The organism is Desulfomicrobium apsheronum (genome assembly GCF_900114115.1).
Classification (GTDB): Bacteria; Desulfobacterota; Desulfovibrionia; order Desulfovibrionales; family Desulfomicrobiaceae; genus Desulfomicrobium; species Desulfomicrobium apsheronum.
Genome location: NZ_FORX01000002.1, coordinates 162,475 through 188,797 on the forward strand (window position 1 = coordinate 162,475; position 26,323 = coordinate 188,797).

Genomic DNA, 26,323 nt, shown 5'->3' on the forward strand with positions numbered 1-26,323 from the left:
CCTGCCGGTGTGATGCATCGGCAGGCCATTTTTATTTCGCCAAGGGAAGCGCGAACCGAGTTCGCGCCGTTGCCTCAGATCGCGCGCTCACAAGGGTCCGCGACATGAGGTCGAGGGCGGCCTGTGCCTCTTCCTGCCCGCGTTCGCCGAGCCGCTGGCGGTTCAGGGAATACCCTTTGAGCAGATGGTCCTTGAGCACGGACGAGGCCCATTGCCGGAAGCGCACGCCGCGTCTGGAGTTGACCCTGTAGCCGACGGAGATGATGACATCGAGATTGTACATTTTGCGCGACCGCTGAACTTTGCGTGAACCTTCCTGTTGAACTTGTAAAAAATCCTTACACGTTGCCGGTTCTTCCAACTCCCCATCGCGAAAGATGTTTTTGAGATGGATGGTAATGTTTTGTGGACGGACCTGAAAAAGTTCCGCCATCTGGGCCTGGGTCAGCCACACGGTCTCCCCCGTCCAGCGTGACCTGCACCGCCATGGTCGCTTCAGAGGCTTCGTAAAGGATGATTTCTGTCATGGGACAACCTCCACCCCGCCATCTCCATTTCCCCCTGGCGGGGATGGACGCGCGGCGCGGCCACATGTAGAACTATTTCATGGAATCACAGAACATTTCAGGGGGAAACATGGCTTTGAAACGTGTGGGAATTTTGACCGGCGGGGGCGATTGCTCCGGGCTCAACGCCGTGATCCGGGCCGTGACCCGGACGGCCGTCATCCAGTACGGGGCCGAGGTGGTAGGGCTGGAAGACGGCTTCGACGGTCTGGTCTTCAATCGGACCATGGCACTGACCACCGGAAGCACCAAGGACATCCTGACCCTGGGTGGGACGATCCTCGGGACCACCAACAAGGGTAACCCGTTCGCCTACCGCGAGTTTGACGACAAGGGGGAGATCGTGGTCCGCGATCTCTCGGCCCAGGCCATGGAGACCTTCCGCTCCCTGGAGCTGGACTGTCTCTTCGTGGTCGGCGGCGAGGGCACCCTGGAGCTGGGGTACAAGTTCCAGCAGATGGGCATGCCCGTGGTCGGCATCCCCAAGACCATCGACAACGACCTCTTCGGCACGGATTACACCTTCGGCTTCCAGACCGCCGTGCAGGTGGCCTGCGACGCCATGGACCGACTGCACACCACGGGCCGCAGCCACGACCGGGTCATGATCCTTGAAGTCATGGGCCGCAACGCCGGATGGATCGCCCTGGAGGCGGGCCTGGCCGGGGGCGCGCATATCATCCTCATTCCGGAGATTCCCTACAACCTGGACAATGTCGTGACCAAGATCCGGCATCGCATTCGCGGCAAGAGCCCGTTCAGCATCATCATGGTGGCCGAGGGCGCCAGGGAGGAGGGTGGCGAACGCATCACCCAGGGCACGGCCGGGACCAGGCTGCAGGGCGTGGAGCAGCTGGGCGGCATCGGATTCCATCTGGCCAACCAGATTCGCGAACGCATTCCGCTGGAAGTACGCACCACGGTGCTGGGCCATATCCAGCGCGGCGGCTCGCCCACGGCCTTCGACCGGGTGCTGGGCACGCGGCTGGGCGCGGCGGCGGTGGACGCGGCCGCGCGCGGTGATTTCGGGACCATGGTGGCCCTCAAAACCCCGGACATCGTGCTGGTGCCCCTCTCGGAACTGGCCGGACTGTGCCGCACCGTGCCCGTGGACCATCAGCTCCTCCGCGCGGCCGAGGCCACGGGCGTAAACCTGGGGCGCGGGGCCATGTAGGTCTCACACTGGATTTTTGTCGAAGCCGGTCAGTAACAAAGCCCGCAGGAACGATCGTTCCGGCGGGCTTTTTCAATTCCGGCATGATCCTGCATGGGTCTGAGCCTTTTTGCACGCGATCAGACCGGGAATTTGCGCACCAGGTATTCCATGAATCGCGACTTGACCTGATCGGTAGCCATTATCTGCTTTACAGGCGGCAGCTTCAGGATGACGCCCAGCACGGCGGCCAGGGCGCGGTGGTTCCAGAGCACGCGGTTGTCGAAGAAGAGGTGTTGGAGCTTGCCGCGCTCAAGCGCCATGACCACGGTGCGGTGCACGGAATTGAGCGGAGTGATGACCCGCTTTTCCCGGGATTTGAGCAGCAGGGCCTTTTCCGGACAGGCGCGTACGCAAACGCCGCAACCCAGACAGATATTCTCGTCCACGCGGGCTTTTTTGCGCTTCGGCTGCCCGGGATCGTTGGCCGAGACAATGCCCATTGCTTCGACCGGGCAGGCGGCCGCGCACTTGCCGCAGCCGTTGCAGGCGACTTCGTCCACCACGGGCAGAAAGTTGGTGGTGTGTACGGGGTGGAGGCTGCCGAACTTGCGGGCCGCGATCATGGCCTCGCAGCAGCAGCCGCAGCAGTTGCAGATGAAGTTGACCCGCTCGCGCACGTTCTCCCCGAATTGCACCAGCCCGTGCTCCTGGGCCTGGTCCAGGAGGTCCAGGCACTCGGCCGTGTCCACGGGCCGGGCGTGGCCGTGGCGGGCCAGGGCGGCGGCCGAGGTGTTGAAGGTCATGCAGATGTCCTTGGGAGCGTCGCAGTCCCGGCCGACGTGTTCCATCTTGTGGCGGCAGTAGCAGGTGCTGATGGCCCGGTGGCTTGCCGTGCGGATGACCTCGCTGGCCCGTTCGTAGTCGAGCACGTGCACGGCGTTCTCGCGCGAGAGCATGGGTTCCTGCACGAAGACGCGGCCAAGCTGGGTCTCGCCGTCGACGAAGAGGGCCTTGATGAAGTCCTCCTCCACGTTCAGATACTGGTAGAAGAGCTCGCCCAGGGTCTTCTGGTCGATATCGCCGCGCGTGCGCATCATGGAAAATTCGAAGAATCCGGCCATGGGCGGCGGCAGGACATAGGTCGTCCGGCCGTCCTCGCCTTCGATGTCGACCAGCATGGCCCGTCCAGCCAGGTCATCCAGAATGTTCCGGGTCCGGGGCAGGTCCATTTTCCAGATTTCGGCGGCTTTTTCCGCTGTGAAGGGCTTGATGGGCAGCACGGCGATGAGTTCGGCTTCACGCTCCGAGAAAAGTATCTTCAGGATCCTGTACAGGGACTCGGAAGGCGGAGCCCCCTGGGGGCAGCGGTTCAGCCGGTCGGTCAGCTCGGAATAGCCTGAGCGGTGCGAATGGTGCGACATTTCTCCTCCTTCTCTTTTTTGGGAGGATCATAGGCCTGTCCTGGACGTGAATAAAGGAAAAATGTGGAGATCGTGGCCTTGAATTGTCCAAAGGCGCATGGAGAGCGCATGCCGGAGAATTTTTGTCAGGCTCCCATCTCTTGTGATTTTGCCGCTTTTGTCATACAATTTCTTTTATGTTCTCGAATTCATTTAAAATTATCGTTTTTATCCTGTGTATGTGCATGTCATTACAGGTCGAAGCGCAACCTCGCGATGAAGTAGTCTGGATGCACGCCGATTTTCCGCCCTTGCGCATCATTGACGGCCCGTACGCGGGGCAGGGTATTTCGGATATGATCCACGCCCTGATGAGCCGAGAACTGCCCGATTTCAGGCACTCCGTAATCACCGCCAATCTGAGCCGAACCCTGAACTGGATGGAGAGTGGGCGAAACGTTCTGGCCGTGGGACTTATCCCGAATCCGCAGCGCGATCGGGTCATGCAATATTCCGTTCCCTGCGTGCTGGTGCCGCCGGTCTGTCTTGTGGTCAGGGCCGGGGAACAGGAAAGCCTGGGCCTTGGAGGACACGTCAGCCTGCGCGATTTCATCGCCCGCAAGCGTCTGGGGGTGGCGACGGCCAGGTCTTACGGGCCGGAGCTTGATTCCGTGCTGCTTTCGTCGCCCGATCTGTCCCGTGTAGTCGTCAACAAGGGATCGACTCTCTTTGAAAGCCTGCTTGAGATGCTTCTTCTCGGGCGGGTGGACGGGGTGCTCGCCTATCCGTTCGAGGCGGTGTACGGCGCACGGATGAAGGGCAAGGAAGACATGATATCCATAGCACCGCTGCGGGAGAGCATGGTTCTCGTACAAGGGCGCATAGCTGCTCCCCGCACAGCTTGGGGTACGGCCATGATCGGCCGCGTCAATGAGGTCCTGCTCAGGCATCGGGAATCCCTCGAATACAGACAGGCCTTCGAACGCTGGTTGCCGCCCGGGATCATCGAGGATTATCGGATCATGTATGATGATTTTCTGATGTCGCGCTGAGCGTGAGCTGCTTGGGGGGCTTTTAGTACCAGTATCCCCACCAGCCGCCTCGGGGGCGTTGGCGGACTCGGATATGCGGAAATTCGGGTGGCTCGAAGACATAGCCGTCGGACCAGGGTGCGGTGCGGCCGCGCTGAAGGTCCAGGAGGCGCTGGACGCGTTCCCGCGTGGTAGGGTGGGTGCGCAGCCATGACGGCTCGGGCAGTCCTTGCCCTGGGAAGAATATGCGGCGCAGAAAGCCGTTTTCGATTCTTTCCAGCTTGACCAGGGCAGAGGCCATGCCTTGCGGGTCGTCAGTCAGCTGGGCCGCAGTCAGGTCCGCATCGAATTCGCGGGTGCGGGAGAGTCCGAGCTGGGCGAGCAGGTTCACTTGCGGGGCCAGCGCCAGCAGGATGAGCGGCCACCAGTGCACTTCCCCGCCAGCCAGGGCCTGGGGCAGGGACAGAAAGATGAGAACGAGGCCCACGAAGCTCATGGCCGAGGTGAGGCGCGAAATGACGTCGGCCAGGCTCATGACGAACAGGTCGCCGTGGGCGATATGCGCGGTCTCGTGGGCCAGGACGGCCACGAGCTCGCGCGGCGAGAGAGTGCGCAGCAGGCCGTCGGTCACGGCGACGGCCGAGGCGTCCCGGCGGCCCACGGCGAATGCGTTGACCATGGGGCTCGGCACCCACCACAGGCTTGGCGCTGCCGGTAGCCCGGCTCGGGCGGCCAGAGTGGCCAGGGCCTGGTGGTATTCGGACGCCTGGGCCGGGGGCACGGGTCTGGCGCCGTACATTTTGAGCACCCAGCGGGCCGAGAGTTGCGGCGAGAAGAGGAGCAGGAAGGCGCCCCAGACAAGGAGGAACCACAGCCCGTCGGGGCCCCAGAGCATCCAGCCGACGAAACCTGCGTAGCCGGTCATGAGGCCGAGCAGAAGCAGGGTCTGCAGGCGGTTCAGGCCGCGATGAGATGAGAAACGGTCAGGGTCGATGGCGGTGCGGTGCATGTCCGGCTCCGGTGACTTTGGTTGCATGGCGAAAAAAGTCGACCGCCCTCAAATAAGCACGATCCTCCGTCGGGCAACACGCGGCGGCCCTGGATGCGCCGGGGTCGGTACGCATTGGTCTGGATCATGCGACCTGGATCACGACCTTGCCCACGGCCCGTCCGCTGTCCAGGAAATCATGGGCCTTTGCGATGTCCTCCAGGGAAAAACTCCTGTCCAGATGCGGCCTGAGCTTGCCGCCGTGGGCAAGGGCGGCGGCCTGAGCCATGATCTCGCCGTGGCGTTCGCGGCCCTGGCCGGTGAGGAGTGGCAGGAGCATGAAGACCACCGACAGAGTCAGGGCCTTGGCGTGCAGGGGGGACAGGTCGTGGGTGGAGCGGGTGTTGGTGGAGACGACCACCCCGCCCGGTCCGGCCGCCAGGAACGACGCGTCCAGGTTGGCTCCGCCCACGGTGTCGAAGACGACGTCGAAGCCGCGCCTGCCGGTAAGTCTTGCGACATACTCCTCGGGCTTCTCCTCACGGTAGTTGATGATCTCGTCCGCGCCCAGGGACCGGGCCAGCTCGCCCTTAGTCGCCGAGGACACGGTCGCGGCCACGCGCGCTCCGCAGGATTTGGCCAGCTGCACGGCCACATGTCCCACTCCGCCCGTGCCTGCATGGATCAGCACGAACTGTCCGGCCTTGATCCGGGCCCGGTCGAAGAGCGCGTCCCAGGCCGTGATGGTCACCAGCGGCAGCGCCGCCGCCTGCGCCATGGTCAGGTTCGCCGGTTTGAGGGCCATCAGCCTCGCGTCGGCCAGCATGTATTCAGCCAGGGCGCCGGGCATGTCCGCAAGGCCTCCCGCGCAGCCGAAGACCTCATCGCCGGGCTTGAGGCCGCTCACGCCTTCGCCCACGGCCTCGACCGTCCCGGCCACGTCCATGCCCAGAATGGCGGGCAGCGCCGGGGCGAAGACCGGTTTCATCTTCCGGATCTTGATATCGATGGGATTCACGCTGGTCGCGGCCACGCGCACCAGCACATGACCGGGTTTGACTGCAGGAACGTCGGTATCCGCCAGTCGGAAATCGGGCGTATCCCCGTATGTTTGCAAGAGTTGCGCTTTCATGTTTTCCTCCATGGAACGTGTTGAGGATACACTACCTCCAAGAGCGGGTTTGATGAAATGAAATTTTTGTTTTCACGGGAAACCGCATTTTTGATGCGTCGTGAAATTGTGCTTCAGGCGGACCAAACCGGAATTGTTTGATTCCGGTGGACGCTCGCGGTCAGTGTAGCCGGGCCAGCAGAAATCCGAGCCCCAGGGCCAGGGCGATCCAGATAAATGTCTTGCATGCCGAAGTCGCGCTGCCCGCGAAGCATTGCGCTTCGGGTCGGGTCAGGATGCTGTCTTCGGGGATCAGGAAATAGCGCAGCATGCCTGCCAGTCGAGTCATGTCCATGAAGTCCTCCCTGGTTGATGCGTGCTGAGGTACCACCGGACATTGTTTTCAATCCAATGTGATTATGTGATGATGCCGTTCTGATTTCGTTATGGAGAAAACATGGATTTGCACCATCTGCGGACTTTTGTGGCCGTGGCTGAAGAGAATCATCTGACCCGCGCGGCCGAGCGCCTTTTTGTCAGTCAGCCGGCGGTCAGCAGCCACATCAAGGCGCTGGAGGGGGAGCTTGGCGTTGTTCTCTTTCATCGCACGCCCAAAGGCATGATCCTGTCCCGTGAAGGCGAGAAACTTCTGGGCCGCGTCCGGCGCATCCTCGATGATGCCGAGTCGCTGCTCGGCGCGGCCAGGAACATGAGCGGCGATTTGAACGGCCAGATTACCCTCGGTATCAACACGGACTCGGTCTTCATTCGGCTGGTCGAGATTTCGGCGCTGATGCGTAGGGATTATCCGGGCATCACCATGTCCCTGGTCAATTCCAATTCTTGGGAGATCGTGCGCGATGTGCGTCGGGGTGTGCTGGATGCGGGATTCGCGTATGGCGAGATTTCGGAAGAGGGCCTGCAGGCGACGGTCTTGGCCCGGATTCCCTTTCGCGTCGTGGGTCCGGCCGCATGGGCCGCGCGGCTGGAGAGCGCCGGATGGCCGGAGATTGCGGCCATGCCCTGGGTCTGGATGGCCCATAATTGTCCTTTTCTGGACATCCTGGACCGAAAATTCTCCGAGCTCGGGCAGCACCCGCAGAAACGCATCGAGGCCGATCACGAGAGCATTCTGCGCGCCCTGGTCCTTGCCGGAGAAGGCGTGACCCTCATGCGCGAGGACGAGGCGCTTGACGGCCGGGAGCGCGGGCAGTTCGCCGTCTGGCCAGGAGAACGGCTGGGCCTGCCATTGTCCTTTGTGTGCCGGGAAGCCAGGAAGGTCGAGCCTGTTTTGGGGGCCGTGCGGGATGTGGTGGCGTCGGTTTGGGAATGCGCCAGTTGTCCCTAAGGCCTGTCCAAGGGGGAATCCCTAACCCTCCGCCAAACACACGAACAAGGAAGCTGGCATAACTACCTGACTTCCTTGTTTTTTTTCTTGTCTCCAAGAATCAAAATCTGAAGTCAAATCTGCCCTTCTAAGAGCCATTTTCCAAACTTGGTACACTTTCATGGTACACAAGGAGTTGGGCGATGGCTTATCGTACTTATCTGGTCCGAGTTCAGACGACCTTTCATTTCCGCTACACGATTCCAAGATACACGCTTGGCAATGATGTCCCTTTGGTAATAAAGATGACGCTCAAGGAACATGACCGGAAAAGGGCAACAAGGCTTTCGATGTACTTGGTCGTCCAACTTGATAATTTTATTACTCTGAGCGGTGGGTATGATATGGATCAGCAAGAGCGAAAGAGGGTTTTGTTCAGGTATCTGGAAGAGCAAATCAATGAATGGAAGTTGCTTCATGCCGTAGGGCCTAGGTTGAGTCCTGCTCAAGTCGAAGAAAAGATTCAGCAAGCAAAAACAAGCTATAACGAATGTTTAAATGACTTGCGAACGGCGAACTTGATTCCAAGTCTAGATAAAGTGCGAGATATATAACAAGTATGACGTACTAAGTGTTCCAGCTAAAGATGATGCGTATGAGCTAAGAAAGTTAGAATCAGTGCTTTATAAATTTATTGAGAAAAATCTAAGTGGAAACTGGCGCAGTGCTGACAGACTTGTTGATAATGAGCGTCCTGTTGAACGTATCGCTCCGCAAATAATTCAAGCTGTTTCAGTTGAAGATGAGCAGCCTTTAATATCAAGTTTGGTTAATAAGTTTTTAGAAGAGAAGTCTGCTCGGTTGGCTCCGAAGACACTCTTGGGATATAAAACAGATTTGGCAATATTTCAAAATAATATTGATGACGTTCCGATCAACAAGTTCAGAGTTACGGACTTGAATGATTTTAGGGATAAATTAAAGGTATTACCAAAACATAATAATAAAACAGGTGTTCCTATATCAGCAACAAGAGCTAATAATATTATTGGTTCGCTATCTGCATTTATGGGATGGTGTAAAGATCTTGGGTATATTGAAACAAATATTGCGCTTAATAAAAAGATTCCAGTTCCAAAGAATGAAGGTGTTCGTGACAGGTTCTCAGATGAGCAGTTGCTGATGATATTCAGTCATGACAGGTTTAAAAATCCAGACAAGAAAAAGATGTATCACTACTGGGTTCCAATACTGGCATATTATCATGGAATGAGGCTGAATGAAATTTGTCTGTTGAGAAGGCAGGACATCTATCAGCATGGCGATGTCTGGGCCATATCAATAAATGAAGACAGTCGGGATCTCAAGACGGAATCATCTAAGCGCAATATCCCGATTCATGACGATGTTATCCAGTTAGGGTTTCTGGACTATGCGAACTCCTGTAATCATGAATTTATATTCAAGACTAATCGAAAAGGTGATAATTACGCAGATACAATAGGGAAATCATTCGGAAGATTCAAGACGTCGTTAGGATTTCCAAAAAACATTGTATTTCATTCATTTCGTCATGTGTTTGCAGATTTATGTAAACAGCAAAGGATAGAGCTTTCCCTGATAAAAGAGTTTATTGGACATAGTAAATCAGATGTTTTTCTAGATACGTATGCTATGCGGTATTCTCCAGACGTGTTGAAGCGAGATTTGCTTGATAAAATTGAGTTTACTGTATCGTTGTGTTGGTAGGTATTGTTTTATAATATAAAAATTATGGAGGTATTGTGAGGCAAATACTTTTTGTTATATGTGCTGTTTATTTTTCTATGCTGCCATTTTCCAAAAGTGCACATGCTTACATATATGAGCTTTCGTTTCTTGCGTCTGTGTATGGGTATGATTATACCCCTGTAGAGATGTATGACGGTACATATATTTCGTTTACAGATATCGACCCATTTGTTTTCACGTTTAATGATAAGGTGGTTGAATCTGGGACTTATTCGTCTTCAATGAGTTATGGAGCATATTATAATTATAATATAAATCATTACGGTTTTAAATCGTCAGTAACTGATTTTCTGTATATGCCAGAGGGGTTAGATGTTGGGGCTGTGTCTGATGGATATGCCGTGCTTAGGAATTATTATCCTACATGGTATCCTAGCGGTAGGTCACAAATGGAATTTAATTATGGTATCAAAATTGATGATTGGGTGTATAGTGCTTTTATATTACTAGATTTTAGAGGGATATATAATAATTTAGATGATTTTTTATCTATTGCTCCAGGGTTTACGGCATATAATGGTTTTTTAGAACGTTCTGCATTTGTTGTTGATGGAGTATTTTCCTCTGGATCGATTTTTCGTGGAGATATAAGATTGTTTGATTCTGTTAAAATTGAATCCGTTCCAGAGCCATCAACGTTATTGTTATTAGTTTTTAGTATTTTGGTGATTTTTTTTATTAAGAGTGCTCGTCGTAATAAATATTTAGCGTGTTGAGATTTTTTACCAGTAGGTAGTGGCGTTATTAATTAGCGATTAATTTTGTTGAATTTACTTTCGCTAGAATAGAGAAAAATAAACGAAAGCACATATACTGTGGGTGATATGACTGATAATCGTGATGATACGCGTCCTGATCCAGGTATTTTTTTTACAAATAAAATGATATTTGCGATGCCTGAGTTTTCTATAGGCATAGACGAAAATGGGCAGACTAAGATAGGTCATGTTGCTATCCATACTGCAATAAATATGGTTCCGCATTGGCTTGATATATCTTTACGCCATTTGCTTAATACGGAACAGTCTCACGACGGGCTAATGCAATCAAAAAACGAAAAAAATAATACTAATATATCTAGATACCTGGAAGATGAATTCCGGAATGGAATGCAGACAATCATGTCATCAGCTATAGCGATTGACGCATATTATTCTGCAATAAAAGGACATGTAGAAATTTCCAATGATATAATAAAAAAATGGCGAGAAAATGGGACCGCTCGTTATAAGCAAATTGCACATGTGATTGCAATAGGATTTAATGCAGAGAATTTTCTTGTAAAAAATATAAGACGTGCTTTGAAAGATATATTTAGATATAGAGATTTGGCTGTCCATCCAGAATTTTCATCGGCTCCTCCAGCGCTTCATGTTGAGTTAAATAAGGTGTCAGACTGGAGATACGCAGCTTTTCGTTTTGCTAGTGCAAAAATTATAAATTGGTGAGCTTTAAGTATTATATGTCATATGTCAAATAGAAAAATATGTAATAACGCTGGGTTACAATCTTATTGTGAGAAACTAAGCACGGAATTGATTCCTATTACGCAGCTATGGGAGCAGCATTATGGGCCTTTATTTCAGAAGTAAAGGTCCCGAAAATGGTATACTCGTATCTGGTACGGAATAGGTTCAAAAAATGCGTACCGATAATCTGGCGAATTTCGATTTCGAGTACAGTTCTTCTAAACTACCAGAGATGTTGCGGGTGCATGGCGGGTATCAACTCTACCACGGCCACCACAAGCAAGGAGCACCGTCCCGTGTCCCACGGACACATCGCTCACATCCGAGTCAGCAGCACAGACGAGTACACAGGCAGACAGCTTGGTCCGGAGTGCGGCCAGCAGTTCACCAAGGTTTTCGAGGATAAGACCAGCGGCAAGGACACCAATCGTCCCGCCCTCAAGGAATGCCTGGAGCACCTGCGGGAAGGTGACGCGCTCTGGGTACACTCCATCGACAGACTTGCCCGTAGCTTTCAGGATCTCCAGAATCTGATCGACTCCTTGCAGGTCAAGGGCGTGACCGTGAGGTTCTACAAGGAGGGACTGACCTTCCAAAACCACGGCACACAAGATCCGTTCGCCAAGCTCCTCTTTCAGGTGCTGGGATCGTTTGCCGAGTTTGAACGAAACATCATCCGTGAACGACAGCGGGAAGGGATCGAGCGAGCCAAGAAGGCCGGGAAATACAAGCACGGTAAGGGTGGCAGGAAGCAGACCACCGACCGGGCCAAGGTTCAGGTGTTGAGAGCGCAGAGCAGATCGGCTGTAGCCTGTCGAGCGTCCAGCGATGTCTTGAGGAGCAGCAGGATTGACTTCAAGCTGGACTCACGGGCTGATGGACAGCTCGTCATCCCTTGCCTTCCCCCCCTTCGTCGCAGCTTAGAGAGCGTCCGTGGAAGATGTCAGCGTCACTCGCGGGGCCAGGCCGTTTAAGGCGATGTTGTGAATCATTTCGCTGACCGTGGTGCAGCAGTCCGCCAAGATGGAGATCTTGTATTTTTCCGCCTTCTTTGAAAGCGCAGTGTGCGTAACGCAGTTCTGGGTCATCATCCCGCACAAGAGTATTTCCTCGATCTTTTCCTCATCAAGTATATTTTCAAGATTGGTCTCAAGAAAGCTGTCCGCGAATTTCTTGATGACGATTTTTGCGTCGTGCGCGACTTCAAGAATGCCGGGATGCAAGGCGACGCCATGCGTTCCCGCATTGAAGAAGGGCGCGGCTCCTGCTTTACCGCTTGCGACGTGCTGAACGAGGACGACCGGGATGTCGTTTGAGATTGCCTTTTTGATGGCATTCTGAACGTTGGTCAGCGTGGTTTTGGTGTTCCACAGGGGAAATTTCCCTTCGGGAAAGTAGTCGTTTTGCAGGTCGATGACGACGAGCGCGCGATTTGCATTTTTCATGTTTGACTCCTTGATGCGTATTAATTGTCGCTCTACCAAACACAAGCTTTCCCGCAACTGTGCGGGAAAGCTTGTGTTATCCGCGTTTCGGGACCGCCGTATTATTCCTCTCCGTCCTTCAGATACATTTCGCGCATGGCCACCTTGTTGGTCTTGCCCACGCTGGTTCTGGCGATGGCTTCCACCAGCCTGGCCCGCAGAAGCACCGCCTCCTTGGGCAGCACGCCCTTGTCCACGAAGCTCTTGACGTGCTGGACGATTTCCTTCTCCTGCGGGGCCGTGCCCGGTTTTGGCGCCACCAGGGCCAACGGCGTCTCGCCCCAGCGCAGGTCGGGCTTGCCGATGACCGCGGCTTCGGCCACGTCAGGGTGCTGCAGGATGATGTCTTCGAGCTCCAGCGAACTGATCCATTCCCCGCCAACCTTGATCACGTCTTTGGTGCGATCCGTGATGCGCAGGCTGCCCTCGGCGTTGCGGCAGGCCACGTCGCCCGTGTTCAGCCAGCCGTCGGTCCACAACTTTTTCGAATTGCTCTCGTCCTTGAGGTAGGACGCCGTGAGCCAGGGTGCCCGAACCTGCAGGGTACCGGGGGTTTTGTCGTCACTTGGCACTTCTGCCCCGTTGTCGTCCACCAGACGCAGCCGGACCATGGGCAGGGCCTTGCCCGTCCGTGTACGCAGCGCGATCTGGGTTTCGCGGTCGAGTTGCAGTTCCGCGTCCGAGAGATGGGCCAGGCTCAGGATGGGGCAGGTCTCGGACATGCCGTAGCCGGTGAAGACATCGACTCCACGCTCCAGAGCCGCCGCGCAGATGGCCTTGGGCATGGCCGCGCCGCCGATGACCACTTTCCAGCCCGACAGGTCGAACTTCGCGCATTTGGGGTCCGAGAGGAGCATGTGCAGGATGGTCGGCACGCAGTGGCTGAAGGTGACCTTCTCCGTGGCGATGAGCCGCGCCAGGACTTCGGGGACGTATCTGCCCGGATAGACCTGCTTCACCCCGAGCATGGTTGCCATGTAAGGGATGCCCCAGGCATGGACATGAAACATGGGCGTTATGGGCATGTACACGTCTTCGCGGTGAAAGCGGCCCTGGGTGGCGTTGGATCCCAGCGCCGCGACTCCGGCCAGGGTGTGCAGGACAAGCTGGCGGTGACTGAAGAACACGCCCTTGGGCAGGCCCGTGGTGCCCGTCGTGTAGAAGGTCGTGGCCCGGGTGTTCTCGTCGAAGTCCGGGAAATCTTCCAGGGGCTCGGACGCGGCCAGCAATGCCTCGTATTCGCCGGCCAGGGGCAGGGAGGTCGCTGGCGTCTCTTCCGTGTCCGAGAGCAGGATGAACTTTTCCACAGTGTCCAGGCGGCCCCGGATCTGCTCCAGCAGAGGCAGGAAGTCGGAATTGACGAGAATGACGTCATCCTCGGCGTGGCCGATGGTATAGACCATCTGTTCGGGCGAGAGACGGATGTTGATGGTGTGCAGGACGGCGCCAATCATGGGAATGGCGAAGTAGCATTCCATGTAGCGATGGCTGTCGTAGTCCATGACGGCCACGGTGTCGCCGGGTTTCACGCCCTGGGCCATGAGCATGGCGGCCAGGCGCGCCACGCGCTCCCGGAACCGCGCATAGGTGAAGCGCAGGGTTCCGGCATAGATGATCTCCTGATCGGGATTGTCCTGCAAGGGAGCCTGGAGGATGTTCTTGATGAGGAGTTGTTGTGTCTGGTTCATGGATATCCTTCTGAGCTGTGTTGTTATGAAGAGAGATGTGTCCGCTACATGCCCGCCATGGGCAGTGCGTGAAGGCTCTCCCCGAAGGGAACGGTTTCGGGGCCGAGGTGCAGGACGATTCCGCGCAGAAATTTTCCGGGGCAGGACTGGGCCAGAAGGCGCAATCCTTTGAAGTCGGATGACGTGGGCGTGGCGGAAGCCTTGATTTCCACTCCGACAATGCGGCCGGCCGGGTCTTCCAGGATGAGGTCGACTTCCTGGCCCGTGTGGGACCTGAAATGGCTCAATGTCGCCCTGGTTTCAGACCATGTCGCGTGCTTGGCCATCTCACAAACGACATGGTTCTCCAGGAGGTGTCCGAAAGCCTGGCGGTCAAGGGTGAAACGATCGGAGTTCAGCCCGGCCAGGTGGGCGGCCAGGCCCGTGTCGGTGAATATGAGCTTGGACGCCTTGGTGACCCGCTTGCCGATGTTCACGGCCCATGCCGGCAATTCGCGGATGAGGAACGTGGCTTCCAGCAGGGCCATGTAGCGCTTGAGCGTGGTCTGGGGGATGGTCAGGCTGCGGGAGATGTCGGCATAGGACAGGAGCTGGCCGGTGCGCGAGGCCAGGAGCTGGAGCAGACGGGGCATGGCCGCGAGGTCCTGGATGTTCGAAAGGTCGCGTATGTCCCGTTCGACGATGGTGGTTACGTATGCGGAAAACCAGGCCTGCCTGCGTCTCTCGGTGCTCCGGGCCAAGGCTTCGGGATATCCGCCCGTGAGCACGGCGCTCATGACGTCGGTATCCGTCGGCGTGGGCCAGGCCAACTCCGGGGTGAACAGGGCGTCCACGAGATTGATGGTCGAACCCGAGATTTCAGCCCGGGACAGAGGCCACAGGTCGAATATCTCCATGCGTCCGGCCAGGGAGTCGGAGATGCGCAAACCGGCCATGATGTCGGAGGAGCCGGTCAGAATGAAGCGGCCGGGACTGCGATCCCGGTCAACATGCTCCTTGATGGCGGGCAGAAGGCCTGGAGCTTTCTGGATTTCGTCGATGACAACCGGCTTTGCGACGCCGGCGATAAAGCCCGACGGATCGCTCTGGGCCGCCGCGAGGGCAAGGGCATTGTCCAAGGTGACATACTCGGATGAAATGTGATCCGGCATGATGTCGCGAACGAGGGTTGTCTTGCCGGTCTGTCGTGCGCCCCGGATAAGGATCACCGGTGTGTCTGGCAATGCTTCCAGTATGTTGGCTGAGATATGGCGTGTGTACATGGAGGTTTGAATACCGGTTACGTGGTTGAAAATCAACCGTTAGGTGGTTGAAAATCATCCACGAAATGGTTGATTTTCAACCACTCCGTGGACGATTTTCGTGCTGACCTCGGCATGCCCAGTCATGCCAGGCGCGATCTGAAGCTCCGATGATGTATGTCGAATCGTTTCGGACTGGACCTTAGAGCGGTGCGGACATATCAGTATGTTCCGATTCACGTTCACGACAAGGAGGCCGCCATGTCCATGTATTCCAAGTTTGCCGCCTGGTACGACCGCATCTTTCCCTTCAGCCCCGGCGTTTACTCCTTCCTGACCCACCACCTCGGCGACCGGGGCGGGCCGGTTCTGGACCTTGGCTGCGGCACGGGCGACTACTGCGCCGCTTTCACCCGAGACGGCGTGCGGGCCGTGGGTGTCGACCTCGATTCCGCGATGATCTCCCAGGCTCGGGCCCGAGGACCGGAGACCGAATTTCATGTCCTGGACATGACCGAATTTCCGACTCTGGGCGGGCCCTGGAACATGATCTATTCCATCGGCAATACCGCCGCCCATCTGCCAGGGGGCCGCTTCTGGTCGTGCGTTGAAAACGTGGGCGAGCGGCTTTTGCCTGGCGGAGTGTGGATCGTGCAAGTCATGAACTGGGACTACGTCCTGGGCCTGCCTGCATTCAACTTTCCGGCCAAGGTCATGGAGGGGGCGGTCTTTCACCGCGCCTACAAAGACATCACGCCGGAAGGATTGACTTTTCATACCGGCCTCGACATCGAGGGGCAGCGGGTTTTCGACGACCAGGTGCGCCTGCATCCGCTGTCCTCGGCCCAGATGGTGGCCGGGCATGAGGCGCGCGGATTCCATCTGGTCGAGCATGTGTCCGACTACTCCGGCAGCGGCTTCGACCCAGAGGTTTTTTCAGCCAGCATCTTCGTATTCAAACGATAAGGACACGTTGCATGGATTTCATGACCGCCATGGGGCAGAGCACGCTCTTCAAGGGGCTTGGCCCGGAGGAACTCGCGCAACTGGAGCGCATCAGCGAGCCGCGCCAATACGACAAGGGAGACCTGCTCTTTGGCGAAGGCAAGGAAGGGGTCGGGTTTTACGTCGTGCTGTCCGGACAGGTGAAGGTTTTCAAGATGTCTTTTGATGGCCGGGAACAGATTCTGCACATCCTCGGGCCCGGCGACCCGCTGGGCGAGGTGCCTGTCTTTGCCGGAATGAACTATCCGGCCAATGCCCAGGCCCTGAGCAAGTCGGCCCTCTATTTCTTTCCCCGTAAAAAACTTATCGAATTGTACCGCGAGAGCCCGTCCCTGGCCATGAACATGCTGGCCGTGCTGTCGCGCCGCCTGCGAGAGTTCACGGTTCTCATCGAGAACCTGTCCCTGAAGGAGATCCCCCAGCGCCTGGCCACGTACCTCGTGCATCAGCAGTCCCTGAAGCCCGTTTCCTCGCGGGTCAAGCTCAGCGTGACCAAGGGCGTGCTCTCCAACATCCTGGGCACGTCCCAGGAGACCCTCTCGCGCGTGCTCGGCAAAATGAGCCAGGAGGGGCTCATCGAGGTCCAGGGCAAGGAGATCATCATCCTGGACATGGAGCGGCTCCGATCCCTGGCGGACGGGGAGACGAGAATGTAGGGCGGGACAGATTTCCTGGCCACTTGTGATGTCCAGCCGCCTTCGACTATAGCCCCTTCTTCGGATCGAAATCCTGCCCCAACGCCGCGGGCGCGGTGATGGGCCAGCTGCCCGAGAAGCGTCCGAGGAAGGGGTAGCGACGCATCATGTCCTGGACGAAGCCGACCCGGCCGAGATTCACGGCCAGAAGCGTCACGATCATCATGGGGAAGGGCGCCACCTGGAAGACTTGGGCCGGGATGGAAGGAAATATGTCCTGCAGGTAGATCCCCGAGACCTGGAGCGCCGCGAAAAAATAGGCGCCGATGGCCGCCCGCACCGGGTGCCAGCCGCCGAAGATGACGATGGCCAGGGCGATCCAGCCCGCTCCCTCACAGCCCTGGGGGCGTCCCCAGCCCGGTTTCACGGCCAGGGAGTAGGCCGCTCCCGCAAGTCCCACCAACGCCCCGCCGACAAGACAGGCCATGAGCCTTGAGAGCCTGACCCGGATGCCGCGCCCAAAAGCCGCCCGGGGCGATTCGCCCACGGCGCGCAGCCGCATTCCGGCACTGGTCTTGTACATCCACCACCAGCACAGCGCGATGGCCGCCAGGCTGATGCTCACCACCGGCGACTGCCGTCCTAGCAGAAGGTCCAGCAGCGGCGTGTCGGAAAGGCCGGGAATGCCCCAGTAGCCAAGGCTCGGACCGGGCTGCCGGGAGTACGAATGACCCAGAAAATAGGCCAGGTCGCGGGTCAGAAGGGTCAGGATGAACCCCACGGCCAACTGCGATTGCCCAAGATAGATGTTGGTCAGGCCGAGCACCGAGGCCACAAGAGCCCCCACGGCCATGCCGCCGAGAGCCCCGATCCAGGCGCTGCCCGTGATCGAGGCCAGAGCGAAGGAGGCCATGGCGGCGAGGATTATGGTTCCGTCCAGGGACAGGTTGATGACCCCCGCCTTCTCGGTGATGGTCTCGCCCAGGGTGGCCAGGACCAACGGTGCTCCGGCCAGGAGAATGCCGGCCATGATGAGTGCGAATTCCTGCATCAGCGTCCCTCCCGGCGACGGATTACGTAGGTGCGAATGCCCTGGGTGACGAAGACCGACAGGACCAAGAGCCCCTGGATGACGCCGCTTAAGGATGAATCCAGGCCAAGCTGCAGGGGAAGCTGGATCGAACCCACGTTCAGCACCGCGAAAAAGAAACAGATGAAGGGCACCGGCAAGATCCGAAAACCCGCCATCATGCCGATCAGAAGGGCCGTGTAGCCGTAGCCGGAGGAGATGCTCGGCAGCAAACGATGATAGACGCCCAGCACCTGCACCGCCCCGGCCAGTCCGCCCAGGGCGCCGCACAGGGCAAAGGCCTGCAGCATGCGCAGGCGCGGGCTCAGGTCGAAGAGGCGGGCGGCTTTGGGGTTCTGGCCCACGGCCCGTAGCCCCAGTCCCCACTGCGTACGCAGGAGCAGGAGCGCCACCAGCAGGAATGCCGCGCAGGCGAGGCCAAGCGCCGTCCAGCTGACGGCGAGGGAGCCGATGCGTTCAAGCCACAGGGAGAGATGCAGGGTCTCGGTTCCGCTCATGGAGGCCATTCCAGGCCGCTTCCAGGGACCGAAGATGAGCCAGATGGCCAGTCCCATGGCCACGAAGTTGAGTCCGAGACCGGAAAAAATTTCGTGCACCCTGCCGTGGGTTTTGAGCAGTCCGGCCAGAAGCGCCCAGAGCGCTCCTCCAAGCATGCCCGCTCCAAGAGCCAGGGCGATGTGCCAGGGGCCGCCCTGATCTACAGGCATGAGCACGCCGGTGCAGAAGATGGCTCCCAGCACGATCTGTCCTTCGATGCCGATGTTCCACAATCTGGCCGTGAACGGGATCAGCAGGCCCATGGAGCAGAGCAGCAGCGGGACAAAGACCGTCAGCACCTGCCCGAACTTGGACGCGGAGCCAAGGCCGCCCATGAACAGAATGCGCAGGGTCTCGAAGGGCGGCGCGCCGGAAGGCAGAGCCACGAGCACGGTCAGGGTCAGTGCCATGGTCAGCGCCACGGCGATCCAGAGCAGTTGGTGCAACCACGAGCTATGCGACATGAGCGCTCTCCGGTTTTTTTCCGGCCATGAGGGCGCCAAGAATTTCCACGCTCGCGTTCAGGCGCGGCACGTCGGCCACCAGCGCGCGATCAAAAAAGACCAGCACGCGGTGGCTGTGTTCGATGACCTCGTCCAGATCGGGTGAAAAGAAGAAGAGGGTCGCGCCGGATGCGCAGCGTCCGCGCAGATGCTCCCAGACCTGCCTGGCCGATCCGGCATCAAGGCCTCGGGTGGGGTGCTCCATGAGCAGCAGCGGGGCGTCGTCGGGAATGAGGGAGAGAAGCAGGCGCTGCTGATTTCCGCCGGACAGGTCCTTGGCCGGGGTGTCCGGGTGGGCGCGCAGGTCGAAGCGCTCCACGCATTGCGACTGGTGAAATTCTTCCAGCCTCGTGGCGTGTTCCGGGAAGGCAAGCAGGATGTGGTCGCGGATGGACAGGTCCGGGAAGAGGGCCTGGCTCATGCGGTCCGCAGGCACGAAATGCACGCCTTCGTGGCGCAATGTCTTGAAATTCGTACGGGTGTGCCCGGCTTCGTTGAGAACGAGACGCCCTGAGGGCATGCGGTCCAGGCCGCACAGTCCGCGCAGGAAAAGCTCCTGGCCGCTGCCGTCGAGTCCGGCCAGGCCGATGATTTCGCCGGGGGCGGCAGAAAGGTTCAGGGGTCCCAGGTGGTATTTGGGTCCGGCGAATATCGCCTCTTCCAATTTTACCCGACTGCTCTGACCCGTCTCGGGCAATGCGCTGTCCACGGATTGCGTGGCGGCATCGCCGAACATGCGCTGGACCAGTTCCGTGGAGTCGTAGGGGGGCGTGAGCCGGGCCTCCAGGCGTCCCTGGCGCATGACGAAGATGGCGTCGGCCATTTCCAGCGCCTCGGAGAGCTTGTGCGTGACCAGGATGACGGTGTGTCCTTGCTGACGGGCCAGCCGTGCCAAAAGGTCGAAGAGGCCGCGCTTTTGTTCCGGGGTGATGCCGGTGGTCGGCTCGTCGAGAATGAGCGTTGTGGCTCCGAGGTCGAGCAGCCGCAGCAATTCGAGCAGCTGGCGCTCGCCCACGGTCATGGAGGTCACTGGTTCTTCGGGCAGGAAGCACACGCCCAGATGGTTGGAGAGCTCGCCCAGCCGGTCAACGACCTGCGTTCTGGTCCGGGGCGGACCGCTGAGGCGGAAGTTTTCCCAGACCGGCAGGGCGGGGAAATCCAGCGGATCCTGGTAGAGCATGCCCACGCCAAGACGGGCGGCCGTGGCCGGGGTGAGGCCCGGGTGGACCTCGCCGCGCATGGATATGGTGCCGGAGTCGGGCACGGTGTGGCCGGCAAGGATGCGCATGAGCGTGCTCTTGCCGGCCCCGTTTTCACCCACCAGGGCGTAGATGCGCCCGGGTTCGAGGGTCAGGCTGATGGAGTCGTTGGCCCGAACCCGGCCGTAGTGCTTACTGATGTCTTGCAGAACGATCATGTCATTTTGCGCTGGATTGGCCTTCCATGCCCTGCAGCAGCTGCTGCAGCGCCCAGATCTGTTCGTCCGTGGCCGCGTCGCCGTCTTTCAGGAAGGGGGTGCCGTCCTGATAGTTCAAGGGGCCGCTGAAGAGGTTGATCTTGTGTGCGCCAAGGTCTGCCACGAAGGCGTCGAGCCGGGCCTTGTTCTCGGCCGACAGGCCTTCGCCGACCATGAAGCCGATGGTGGACTTGTCGTGATCGTTGATGTCGGCCCAATGAGGAGCGTCCCACTGGAAGTCCTGCTTCCAGGTGCCGTCCTGCACGGCCGTGGCCTGACGCAGGAAGGAGGGGCCCCAGTTGAAGTAGGGCACGCCGATGCAGGTCGGGCCCTGGCCTTCGCAGGCATGGGCGTAGTCGTAGGGGATGGCCCAGGCGTCGCGGCCCTGGTCGCGCTTCTGGCGCGCCACGGTCACGGCCTCGGGGGTGTCGATGCCGGAGATGACGACATCATAGCCGCCGTCGAAGAAGGAGCCCGCGACCTGGGCGGGATCGGTGGTCACGCCGGGGATGTTGAACCAGAAGCCGATCCAGCTGACCTTGAACTTGAGATCCTCGGCCTTCTTCCCAAGGACTTCGGTCCAGGCATAGCGGGCGCCCAGGAAGGCGGAAGCGGCCAAACGGCGGGTCTCTTCGTTGATCAGCGGTCCAAGGTAGGCGATCTTGCCCGTCTTGGAGGTCAGAGCGGCGCTGAAGCCGGCCATCATCTTGCCGTATTCCATGCGTCCGAACAGGTTGCCCAGGTTGGCCGGGGCCTTGCCGGTGATGACGTCGTCGCCGGAAACGTGGACGAAGGTCTTGTCCGGGTGCAGACTCGCGGCTTCGCGGATGCCGTCCTTCATGTCGTCGGAACCGGCGATGATCAGGTCCGCGCCCTTTTCCACCAGGTCATCGACCACCTGCGGGATGGTCAGGCCGGGGCGGTCGGCGGGATTGACCTTGTCCAGATAGATGAGCTTTGTGCCAGGCAGTTTTGCCTCGACGTATTTGCAGCCTTCGTACTGGGCCTGACTGTAACCCTTGTCGTTGTAGGGGCCGACAAGGATGAGGCCGATGGTGAGGTCCTTGGCCATGGCTGCGGACGGACAGAACATCAGGGTCATAAGACCAAGGGAGACCAGAAAACGCTTCATGTTTTCCTCCGGAGGTGATGGGCGTGGAGAGCACGCGCCGGGATGTGGCATCCGCGAAACGCGGTGTTCGCGGAAGTCGGGTGAAATAGGGGGATGTGTCGGAAAAGTAAATCCCGACTTTGCCACCATGGGCCGCGAAGTCAACAAGAGGATGCCGGGCGGACTCGCGGAGAACCAAATAGTGTATGACAACCGGGGCGATGACGTAGGACACGTTGCCAAGACCGTGAGAGTGTGATGAGATGGTAATGAACGTATTGTCCGGATTTTCAAGGGAGTGGCCATGACTGAAGAGAGGTGCGTCAATCTGGAATTGCGCCGGGAGATCCTGTATTCATTGATGCTTGAAGCCAAGCGTGAAGAGGCTCTGCAGCTGTTGCTCGACCACGCGGGGGCGCACGGCTTTCAGTCGGCGGTCAACGCTCTGCTCGAACCGGTGCTGGAGAAGGCGGGTGAAGCCTGGCACCGGGAGAACCTGTCCCTGGCCCAGGGCTATGTGGCCGGGAAGATCGCCGAGGATCTGCTGGTTGCCGCCGCCGAATCCGGAGGAGATCTGCCTCTGGACGTCAAGGGTCCGGTGGTCATCGGCAATGTGGAGGATGACTATCATTCGCTGGGGCGCAAGATGGTCGCCGTTTTCCTGCGCGCCGCCGGGTGGAAGGTTGTCGATCTGGGCAACGACGTGGTGCCGGGGGATTTTGTCGACGCGGCCCTGGCAAACGGCGCGAGGGTCATCGGGGTTTCGGCCATGATGCTGACCACGGCCGAGAACATTCGCGCCCTGCGGTCCGAAATCGACGCCCGGGGGCTTGGCGGTAGGATTCAGCTGGCGGTGGGCGGCGCGGTGTTCAAGCTACGGCCCGAACTGATGCTGGAGGTCGGAGGCGACGGCACCGCCACCAGCGCCATCCAGGCCCCTGAACTCTTCGAGCGGCTTTGGGCCCACAGCCTTGCGGAGGACAAATGACCGGCATGGAGCGCGTGCTTTGCGCACTGCACGGAAAACCCGCCGACCGCCGGGCCTTCACGTTGGCCTTGAGCCTTTACGGAGCCAGGCTTTCCGGGTGCCCGACACAAGAGTACTATTCCGACCCGAACCGTTTTCTGGAAGGGCAGCGTAAGGTCGTGCGCCTCATCGATCCGGATATCCTGTTCGCCCCTTTCGCCCTGCCTTTCGAGGCGCTGGCCTATGGTGGGGAAGGGGTCTGGCTGGATAAATTTCCGCCCAATGTGCGCAAGCCCCCTTTTCGCGGGCAGGACATGCCCGTGTCGCTGGGTGACGATATGCTCTTGGCTCCGGGCTTGGCCTACCTGGTCGAGTCAACGCGCCTTCTGGCCCTTGAGTTCGGGCCGTCGAAACCCGTCTGCGCCGTGGCCACGGCCCCCGTCGACCTTCCGGCCATGCTGCTGGGCATCGAGGGCTGGCTTGAGACGCTGCTTTTCGACCCTGAGCGCGCCGCGCGGCTGATGGCTCTGGCCGAGGAGCATTTTCTGCGCCTGACCGGAGCCTTTTTCGCGGCCGGTGCCGCCTTCGTGGCGATTCCGGTCATGTTCGCCAATTTGCGCCTGGTCACTGCGGCCCTGCTCGAAGACGCCGTTCTTCCCGCCCTGGCCCGGGCTTTCGGCCAGTCCGCCGGACCGCTCGTCTATCACCACGGCGGCAACCGCATCCTCGATCATCTCAAGCGTTTTTCCAGTCTGCCAAACGTGGCCGGTTTCCTGCTCGATCCGCGCGACAGCATGTCCCGGGCCCGCGATATTCTTGGCCCCGGGCGACTTGTGCTCGGCAACATGAATGGCCCCGGCCTGGCGCGCATGCAGCCGGACAAGGCGTATGCATCCGTGTCCACGCTTCTGGCCGAACGGGCTTCGGACAGGAATTTCGTGCTCGCCTCGTCACATGCGGACGTTCCTTTCGATACCAGCCCGGACACCTTGCTGGCAGTGCGCAGGGCGGTCATGGACGCGGGAGTGGTCGCATGAAAGACATTCTGGCCGTGACCTGCGGCATTTTTCAGAAGGAAATGATGCAATTGGCTCCGCGATTTCCCCGCATGCGCTTCGTTTTTGCCGATTCCATGCTGCACATGCGCCCGGACTTGCTCCAGAACCGCATCGACGATGTGCTCGCACAGCATCCGTCCGGCAAGACGCTTTTCATCTACGGAGACTGCACCCCGCGCATTGTCGAGATGTCGCGCAGGCCCGGCTTTGCCAAGACCATGGGCATCAACTGCTGCGACATTCTGCTCGGACGCGAGGAATACCGACGCTTGCGCAAGGCCGGAGCATTTTTTTTCCTGCCGGAATGGACGCTGCGCTGGAGGGATGTCTTCGAGCGTGAGTTGGGCTTTGTGGGCGGCCGCGGGGCGGGGGAGATGTTGCGCGAAGTGCATAACCAATTCATATATCTTGATACCGGGGTCATGCCCGTGCCGGTGGCACTTCTGGATGAAATCAGCCGGGAACTTAAGATGCCCATGACCGTGCTGACGGTGGGGCTTGGCCGATTGGAACACAATGTCGCCAACGCGCAGGAGCAGCTCGATGCCCAGTGACGCCGGAGAACCGCGCGCCTTTTACCAGCTTTTCGCCGATCTGGCCTCGGGAACATTGCAGCATGTCACGGATCCGGTGCAGTGCGCCGAGTATGTGGCGTCGCAGGTTCGGGAGCTTCTGGGCGTGAAGGCCGTGGCCGTGGTCGCCTGTCAGGGCCATGACAATCCGCATCGCCTCCTGGCCGTGCGTCCCTTGAGGCAGGAAACATTGTTCAGGAATCCGGCCATCGACCAGCTCATCCACGCAAGTCACGCCTCGCCGCTGGCCATGACTGCAAGCCCGCAGGACCCGACCGTGCCGGGCAGGCTCCTGCGATCCCTCGGCCTGTCGGACTCCGTGATCGTGCCCTTGCGCGTCGGCAACGAGATGATCGGAGCACTGGTACTGCTCGGACTCATGGACACGCAAGGCATCGAGACCATTGTACACAGCCTCGATCGCCTGTCCTCCCTGCTGGCCCTGATCATGCGCCAGGCGGACCAGTACCGGGATCTGGAGCTGGCCGTTCGTGAGCGCACCGCCGAGCTGCGGGCCACGCGCGACCGTCTGGAAGAGCAGCATGCCTTTTTGTCGTCCCTTCTTTCGAGCCTGCCCAATCCCGTTTTCGTGCAGGACGTGCATGACCGGATTCTGCGCTGCAACGATGCCTTCACCGCGCTGGTGGGAAAGCCCGAGCGTGAGCTTGTCGGCGAACATGAATCTCGGCTTCGGGACACCTTTGTCCTGGAACCCGCCAAAAACGGAGGGGCGGGGCCGGAAGAGTTCGAATGCCTCACCAGTGACGGCTGCGAGCGGCGCATGCTGACTTCCAGGGCGCCGTTCCATTCCAGTCAGGGGCACTTGGCCGGGTACATAAACGTCCTGACAGATGTCACGGATCTGGCCGCCGCGCGGATCGAGGCCGAAGCCTCAAGCCGGGCGAAATCGGAATTTCTGGCCAACATGAGCCATGAGGTCCGTACCCCGCTGAACGGCATCGTCGGGATGTTACAGCTTTTGAGTCAGACCTTTCTGGATGCGGAGCAGAAGGAGTTTGTATTCACGGCCATCCGTTCATCAAGAAGACTGACCCAGCTTTTGACCGATATCCTCGAAATTTCGCGCATCGAGGCGGGCAAGCTGGCCGTTGTCGCCCAGGAATTTCATTTTATCGAGCTGCGCGACTCCGTGCGCGACCTCTTTGCCATACCGGCAAAGGCCAAGGGGATCGCTCTTTCGTTTGAAGTCGACGAGGCCATTCCGTCCCACGTGGTGGGCGACGAGGGCCGACTGCGGCAGATCCTTTTCAATCTGGTGGGCAACGCCACGAAGTTCACATCCAAGGGAAGCGTCCACGTCGCGGCCCGACGGGTTGACGTGGGCAATGAGATGCTCGTCGAATTCACGGTCATTGATACCGGCGTAGGCATCCCCCGCGAGCGGCAGGAGGACATATTCAACGCCTTCACCCAGGTCGACGGGTCGGCGGTGCGCCAGCACGGGGGCGTCGGTCTGGGACTGGCCATTGTCCGGCGCCTGGTGGACATGATGGGCGGATCGATAGCGGTTCAAAGCGTGCCCGGACAAGGTACGACCATGACCGCGAGGATTCCGCTCATTCCCGGCCCGACGGTGTGCGGGGTCCGGGAAAAGGCCGCGTTGCCGATGGTTCGGGACAAGCGCATCCTGGTGGTGGAGGATGATCCCATCAATCAGTTGGCCCTGACCCGGATGGTCAAGAAGCTCGGTCATTTCCCGACTCTTGCCGGCAACGGTCGGGAAGCTCTGGACAAGTTGGCCCTGGATGACTTCGATTGCGTGCTCATGGATATCCAGATGCCGATCATGGACGGACTTGAAGCCACCGGCCAAATCCGTTCCGGCACCATTGCCCGCGTGTCCCCTCGAATTCCGGTCATCGCCCTGACCGGACACGCCATGCCCGGAGACCGCGAGCATTTCATGGAGCGCGGCATGACGGCCTATCTTCCCAAGCCCGTGGACATGGATGCCCTGGCCCGCCTCATCACCGAGGCTACGGCCGGAGGCGTCTGACGGCATTGCTGTGTTTTATCGGGTGAGTTTGCCGCTGCGAGTTTATGCGTATTGCCTCTTTTAAGCTCCGCAAGTAACCACACTGCGAATGATGCGCTTTTCCCAACTGACCGGATAGTG

At 58.8% G+C, this 26,323-nt stretch carries 27 protein-coding genes; 14 read left to right on the forward strand and 13 right to left on the reverse strand.

What is annotated here, in order from left to right; genetic code table 11:
* Positions 1 to 31: 31 nt before the first annotated feature.
* Both rhuM and BMZ40_RS19860 read right to left on the reverse strand, forming a co-directional pair.
* Positions 32 to 361: a RhuM family protein gene (gene rhuM, locus BMZ40_RS02860; protein ID WP_245751023.1), complete on the reverse strand. Its 330-nt coding sequence runs from the start codon at positions 359 to 361 to the stop codon at positions 32 to 34.
* Positions 339 to 527, reverse strand: a complete 189-nt coding sequence (locus BMZ40_RS19860) for a hypothetical protein (RefSeq protein ID WP_245751026.1) — start codon at positions 525 to 527, stop codon at positions 339 to 341. Before BMZ40_RS19860 ends, rhuM begins: the two co-directional genes overlap by 23 nt.
* Before the next feature lie 109 nt (positions 528 to 636).
* Here BMZ40_RS19860 and BMZ40_RS02865 point away from each other — a divergent pair, with 109 nt between their 5' ends.
* Positions 637 to 1,740 carry a 6-phosphofructokinase gene (locus tag BMZ40_RS02865; RefSeq protein ID WP_092372623.1) on the forward strand — a complete coding sequence of 368 codons (1,104 nt, stop codon included), beginning with the start codon at positions 637 to 639 and terminating at the stop codon, positions 1,738 to 1,740.
* Between the two features lie 119 nt (positions 1,741 to 1,859).
* On the opposite strand, the gene BMZ40_RS02870 is transcribed toward BMZ40_RS02865, so the two are convergent.
* Positions 1,860 to 3,143 carry a 4Fe-4S dicluster domain-containing protein gene (locus tag BMZ40_RS02870; protein ID WP_092372624.1) on the reverse strand — a complete coding sequence of 428 codons (1,284 nt, stop codon included), beginning with the start codon at positions 3,141 to 3,143 and terminating at the stop codon, positions 1,860 to 1,862.
* 218 nt (positions 3,144 to 3,361) lie between these two features.
* On the opposite strand from BMZ40_RS02870, the gene BMZ40_RS02875 reads away from it, so the two are divergent.
* A complete protein-coding gene (locus BMZ40_RS02875) occupies positions 3,362 to 4,174 on the forward strand; it encodes a TIGR02285 family protein (RefSeq protein ID WP_281243768.1) in 813 nt (270 codons plus the stop codon).
* A 22-nt stretch (positions 4,175 to 4,196) separates the two neighbouring features.
* Here BMZ40_RS02875 and BMZ40_RS02880 read toward each other — a convergent pair whose 3' ends face one another.
* The 3 genes from BMZ40_RS02880 to BMZ40_RS19445 form a co-directional block, all read right to left on the reverse strand.
* Positions 4,197 to 5,162, reverse strand: a complete 966-nt coding sequence (locus BMZ40_RS02880; protein ID WP_092372626.1) for a zinc metalloprotease HtpX — start codon at positions 5,160 to 5,162, stop codon at positions 4,197 to 4,199.
* Positions 5,163 to 5,286: 124 nt separating this feature from the next.
* Entirely contained in the window at positions 5,287 to 6,273 is a 987-nt protein-coding gene (locus tag BMZ40_RS02885) for a zinc-dependent alcohol dehydrogenase family protein (protein WP_092372865.1), read from the reverse strand.
* Between the two features lie 160 nt (positions 6,274 to 6,433).
* Positions 6,434 to 6,607, reverse strand: coding sequence for a hypothetical protein (locus tag BMZ40_RS19445; RefSeq protein WP_177192993.1), 174 nt, complete (start codon positions 6,605 to 6,607; stop codon positions 6,434 to 6,436).
* A gap of 102 nt (positions 6,608 to 6,709) precedes the next feature.
* Here BMZ40_RS19445 and BMZ40_RS02890 point away from each other — a divergent pair, with 102 nt between their 5' ends.
* The 6 genes from BMZ40_RS02890 to BMZ40_RS02910 all read left to right on the forward strand — a co-directional run bounded on the left by BMZ40_RS02890 (position 6,710) and on the right by BMZ40_RS02910 (position 11,813).
* Complete coding sequence (locus BMZ40_RS02890) at positions 6,710 to 7,600, forward strand: LysR family transcriptional regulator (RefSeq protein ID WP_092372627.1); 891 nt, start codon at positions 6,710 to 6,712, stop codon at positions 7,598 to 7,600.
* A 182-nt stretch (positions 7,601 to 7,782) separates the two neighbouring features.
* Entirely contained in the window at positions 7,783 to 8,193 is a 411-nt protein-coding gene (locus tag BMZ40_RS02895; protein ID WP_092372628.1) for a hypothetical protein, read from the forward strand.
* Between the two features lie 64 nt (positions 8,194 to 8,257).
* Positions 8,258 to 9,328, forward strand: coding sequence for a site-specific integrase (locus tag BMZ40_RS19865; protein WP_143075519.1), 1,071 nt, complete (start codon positions 8,258 to 8,260; stop codon positions 9,326 to 9,328).
* Positions 9,329 to 9,363: 35 nt separating this feature from the next.
* Positions 9,364 to 10,086 (forward strand): PEP-CTERM sorting domain-containing protein, encoded by a 723-nt coding sequence (locus tag BMZ40_RS02905; protein ID WP_092372630.1) that lies wholly within the window; start codon positions 9,364 to 9,366, stop codon positions 10,084 to 10,086.
* A gap of 108 nt (positions 10,087 to 10,194) precedes the next feature.
* Positions 10,195 to 10,818 (forward strand): hypothetical protein, encoded by a 624-nt coding sequence (locus BMZ40_RS19075; protein WP_143075520.1) that lies wholly within the window; start codon positions 10,195 to 10,197, stop codon positions 10,816 to 10,818.
* Between the two features lie 266 nt (positions 10,819 to 11,084).
* Entirely contained in the window at positions 11,085 to 11,813 is a 729-nt protein-coding gene (locus BMZ40_RS02910; RefSeq protein ID WP_218143735.1) for a recombinase family protein, read from the forward strand.
* On the opposite strand, the gene BMZ40_RS02915 is transcribed toward BMZ40_RS02910, so the two are convergent.
* The 3 genes from BMZ40_RS02915 to BMZ40_RS02925 all read right to left on the reverse strand — a co-directional run bounded on the left by BMZ40_RS02915 (position 11,760) and on the right by BMZ40_RS02925 (position 15,273).
* Entirely contained in the window at positions 11,760 to 12,284 is a 525-nt protein-coding gene (locus BMZ40_RS02915; RefSeq protein WP_092372631.1) for a cysteine hydrolase family protein, read from the reverse strand. The two genes, BMZ40_RS02910 and BMZ40_RS02915, sit on opposite strands and share 54 nt — an antisense overlap.
* Positions 12,285 to 12,385: 101 nt before the next feature.
* Positions 12,386 to 14,011, reverse strand: coding sequence for a fatty acid--CoA ligase (locus BMZ40_RS02920; RefSeq protein WP_092372632.1), 1,626 nt, complete (start codon positions 14,009 to 14,011; stop codon positions 12,386 to 12,388).
* A gap of 44 nt (positions 14,012 to 14,055) precedes the next feature.
* Complete coding sequence (locus BMZ40_RS02925; protein ID WP_092372866.1) at positions 14,056 to 15,273, reverse strand: ATP-binding protein; 1,218 nt, start codon at positions 15,271 to 15,273, stop codon at positions 14,056 to 14,058.
* A 240-nt stretch (positions 15,274 to 15,513) separates the two neighbouring features.
* On the opposite strand from BMZ40_RS02925, the gene BMZ40_RS02930 reads away from it, so the two are divergent.
* Together BMZ40_RS02930 and BMZ40_RS02935 are read left to right on the forward strand one after the other, a co-directional pair.
* Positions 15,514 to 16,218 carry a class I SAM-dependent methyltransferase gene (locus BMZ40_RS02930; protein ID WP_177192994.1) on the forward strand — a complete coding sequence of 235 codons (705 nt, stop codon included), beginning with the start codon at positions 15,514 to 15,516 and terminating at the stop codon, positions 16,216 to 16,218.
* A gap of 11 nt (positions 16,219 to 16,229) precedes the next feature.
* Positions 16,230 to 16,913, forward strand: a complete 684-nt coding sequence (locus tag BMZ40_RS02935) for a Crp/Fnr family transcriptional regulator (protein ID WP_092372634.1) — start codon at positions 16,230 to 16,232, stop codon at positions 16,911 to 16,913.
* A gap of 46 nt (positions 16,914 to 16,959) precedes the next feature.
* On the opposite strand, the gene BMZ40_RS02940 is transcribed toward BMZ40_RS02935, so the two are convergent.
* Genes BMZ40_RS02940 through BMZ40_RS02955 form a run of 4 tightly spaced genes read right to left on the reverse strand, consistent with a single transcriptional unit; the run spans position 16,960 to position 21,610 of the window.
* The gene (locus BMZ40_RS02940; protein ID WP_092372635.1) at positions 16,960 to 17,943 is read right to left on the reverse strand and encodes an ABC transporter permease; all 984 of its coding nucleotides are present in this window, start codon (positions 17,941 to 17,943) and stop codon (positions 16,960 to 16,962) included.
* On the reverse strand, positions 17,943 to 18,983 hold the full coding sequence (locus BMZ40_RS02945) for an ABC transporter permease (RefSeq protein ID WP_092372636.1): 1,041 nt from the start codon (positions 18,981 to 18,983) through the stop codon (positions 17,943 to 17,945). Before BMZ40_RS02945 ends, BMZ40_RS02940 begins: the two co-directional genes overlap by 1 nt.
* Positions 18,973 to 20,439 carry an ATP-binding cassette domain-containing protein gene (locus BMZ40_RS02950; RefSeq protein ID WP_092372637.1) on the reverse strand — a complete coding sequence of 489 codons (1,467 nt, stop codon included), beginning with the start codon at positions 20,437 to 20,439 and terminating at the stop codon, positions 18,973 to 18,975. Before BMZ40_RS02950 ends, BMZ40_RS02945 begins: the two co-directional genes overlap by 11 nt.
* A gap of 1 nt (position 20,440) precedes the next feature.
* Positions 20,441 to 21,610 carry a BMP family lipoprotein gene (locus tag BMZ40_RS02955; protein WP_092372638.1) on the reverse strand — a complete coding sequence of 390 codons (1,170 nt, stop codon included), beginning with the start codon at positions 21,608 to 21,610 and terminating at the stop codon, positions 20,441 to 20,443.
* Positions 21,611 to 21,893: 283 nt separating this feature from the next.
* On the opposite strand from BMZ40_RS02955, the gene BMZ40_RS02960 reads away from it, so the two are divergent.
* Genes BMZ40_RS02960 through BMZ40_RS02975 form a run of 4 tightly spaced genes read left to right on the forward strand, consistent with a single transcriptional unit; the run spans position 21,894 to position 26,203 of the window.
* Entirely contained in the window at positions 21,894 to 22,577 is a 684-nt protein-coding gene (locus BMZ40_RS02960) for a cobalamin B12-binding domain-containing protein (RefSeq protein WP_092372639.1), read from the forward strand.
* Positions 22,574 to 23,593 (forward strand): uroporphyrinogen decarboxylase family protein, encoded by a 1,020-nt coding sequence (locus tag BMZ40_RS02965; protein WP_092372640.1) that lies wholly within the window; start codon positions 22,574 to 22,576, stop codon positions 23,591 to 23,593. Before BMZ40_RS02960 ends, BMZ40_RS02965 begins: the two co-directional genes overlap by 4 nt.
* Entirely contained in the window at positions 23,590 to 24,168 is a 579-nt protein-coding gene (locus BMZ40_RS02970) for a DUF1638 domain-containing protein (protein WP_092372641.1), read from the forward strand. The genes BMZ40_RS02965 and BMZ40_RS02970 overlap by 4 nt, the downstream gene beginning before the upstream one ends.
* Positions 24,158 to 26,203 (forward strand): ATP-binding protein, encoded by a 2,046-nt coding sequence (locus BMZ40_RS02975; RefSeq protein ID WP_177192995.1) that lies wholly within the window; start codon positions 24,158 to 24,160, stop codon positions 26,201 to 26,203. Before BMZ40_RS02970 ends, BMZ40_RS02975 begins: the two co-directional genes overlap by 11 nt.
* Positions 26,204 to 26,323 lie beyond the last annotated feature (120 nt).

Bases quoted from the DNA above. Each gene is read 5' to 3' on its own strand.
- BMZ40_RS02935 (WP_092372634.1), top strand. From the start codon at position 16,230: ATGGATTTCATGACCGCCATGGGGCAGAGCACGCTCTTCAAGGGGCTT.
- BMZ40_RS02885 (WP_092372865.1), bottom strand. From the start codon at position 6,273: ATGAAAGCGCAACTCTTGCAAACATACGGGGATACGCCCGATTTCCGA.
- BMZ40_RS02880 (WP_092372626.1), bottom strand. From the start codon at position 5,162: ATGCACCGCACCGCCATCGACCCTGACCGTTTCTCATCTCATCGCGGC.
- BMZ40_RS02915 (WP_092372631.1), bottom strand. From the start codon at position 12,284: ATGAAAAATGCAAATCGCGCGCTCGTCGTCATCGACCTGCAAAACGAC.
- BMZ40_RS02970 (WP_092372641.1), top strand. From the start codon at position 23,590: ATGAAAGACATTCTGGCCGTGACCTGCGGCATTTTTCAGAAGGAAATG.
- BMZ40_RS02910 (WP_218143735.1), top strand. From the start codon at position 11,085: ATGGCGGGTATCAACTCTACCACGGCCACCACAAGCAAGGAGCACCGT.
- BMZ40_RS02875 (WP_281243768.1), top strand. From the start codon at position 3,362: ATGTGCATGTCATTACAGGTCGAAGCGCAACCTCGCGATGAAGTAGTC.
- BMZ40_RS02930 (WP_177192994.1), top strand. From the start codon at position 15,514: ATGTCCATGTATTCCAAGTTTGCCGCCTGGTACGACCGCATCTTTCCC.
- BMZ40_RS02960 (WP_092372639.1), top strand. From the start codon at position 21,894: ATGACTGAAGAGAGGTGCGTCAATCTGGAATTGCGCCGGGAGATCCTG.
- BMZ40_RS19860 (WP_245751026.1), bottom strand. From the start codon at position 527: ATGACAGAAATCATCCTTTACGAAGCCTCTGAAGCGACCATGGCGGTG.
- BMZ40_RS02925 (WP_092372866.1), bottom strand. From the start codon at position 15,273: ATGTACACACGCCATATCTCAGCCAACATACTGGAAGCATTGCCAGAC.
- BMZ40_RS02940 (WP_092372635.1), bottom strand. From the start codon at position 17,943: ATGCAGGAATTCGCACTCATCATGGCCGGCATTCTCCTGGCCGGAGCA.
- BMZ40_RS02975 (WP_177192995.1), top strand. From the start codon at position 24,158: ATGCCCAGTGACGCCGGAGAACCGCGCGCCTTTTACCAGCTTTTCGCC.
- BMZ40_RS02945 (WP_092372636.1), bottom strand. From the start codon at position 18,983: ATGTCGCATAGCTCGTGGTTGCACCAACTGCTCTGGATCGCCGTGGCG.
- BMZ40_RS19445 (WP_177192993.1), bottom strand. From the start codon at position 6,607: ATGGACATGACTCGACTGGCAGGCATGCTGCGCTATTTCCTGATCCCC.
- BMZ40_RS02955 (WP_092372638.1), bottom strand. From the start codon at position 21,610: ATGAAGCGTTTTCTGGTCTCCCTTGGTCTTATGACCCTGATGTTCTGT.
- BMZ40_RS02865 (WP_092372623.1), top strand. From the start codon at position 637: ATGGCTTTGAAACGTGTGGGAATTTTGACCGGCGGGGGCGATTGCTCC.
- BMZ40_RS02950 (WP_092372637.1), bottom strand. From the start codon at position 20,439: ATGATCGTTCTGCAAGACATCAGTAAGCACTACGGCCGGGTTCGGGCC.
- BMZ40_RS02965 (WP_092372640.1), top strand. From the start codon at position 22,574: ATGACCGGCATGGAGCGCGTGCTTTGCGCACTGCACGGAAAACCCGCC.
- BMZ40_RS02920 (WP_092372632.1), bottom strand. From the start codon at position 14,011: ATGAACCAGACACAACAACTCCTCATCAAGAACATCCTCCAGGCTCCC.
- BMZ40_RS02890 (WP_092372627.1), top strand. From the start codon at position 6,710: ATGGATTTGCACCATCTGCGGACTTTTGTGGCCGTGGCTGAAGAGAAT.
- BMZ40_RS02870 (WP_092372624.1), bottom strand. From the start codon at position 3,143: ATGTCGCACCATTCGCACCGCTCAGGCTATTCCGAGCTGACCGACCGG.
- BMZ40_RS02895 (WP_092372628.1), top strand. From the start codon at position 7,783: ATGGCTTATCGTACTTATCTGGTCCGAGTTCAGACGACCTTTCATTTC.
- BMZ40_RS19075 (WP_143075520.1), top strand. From the start codon at position 10,195: ATGACTGATAATCGTGATGATACGCGTCCTGATCCAGGTATTTTTTTT.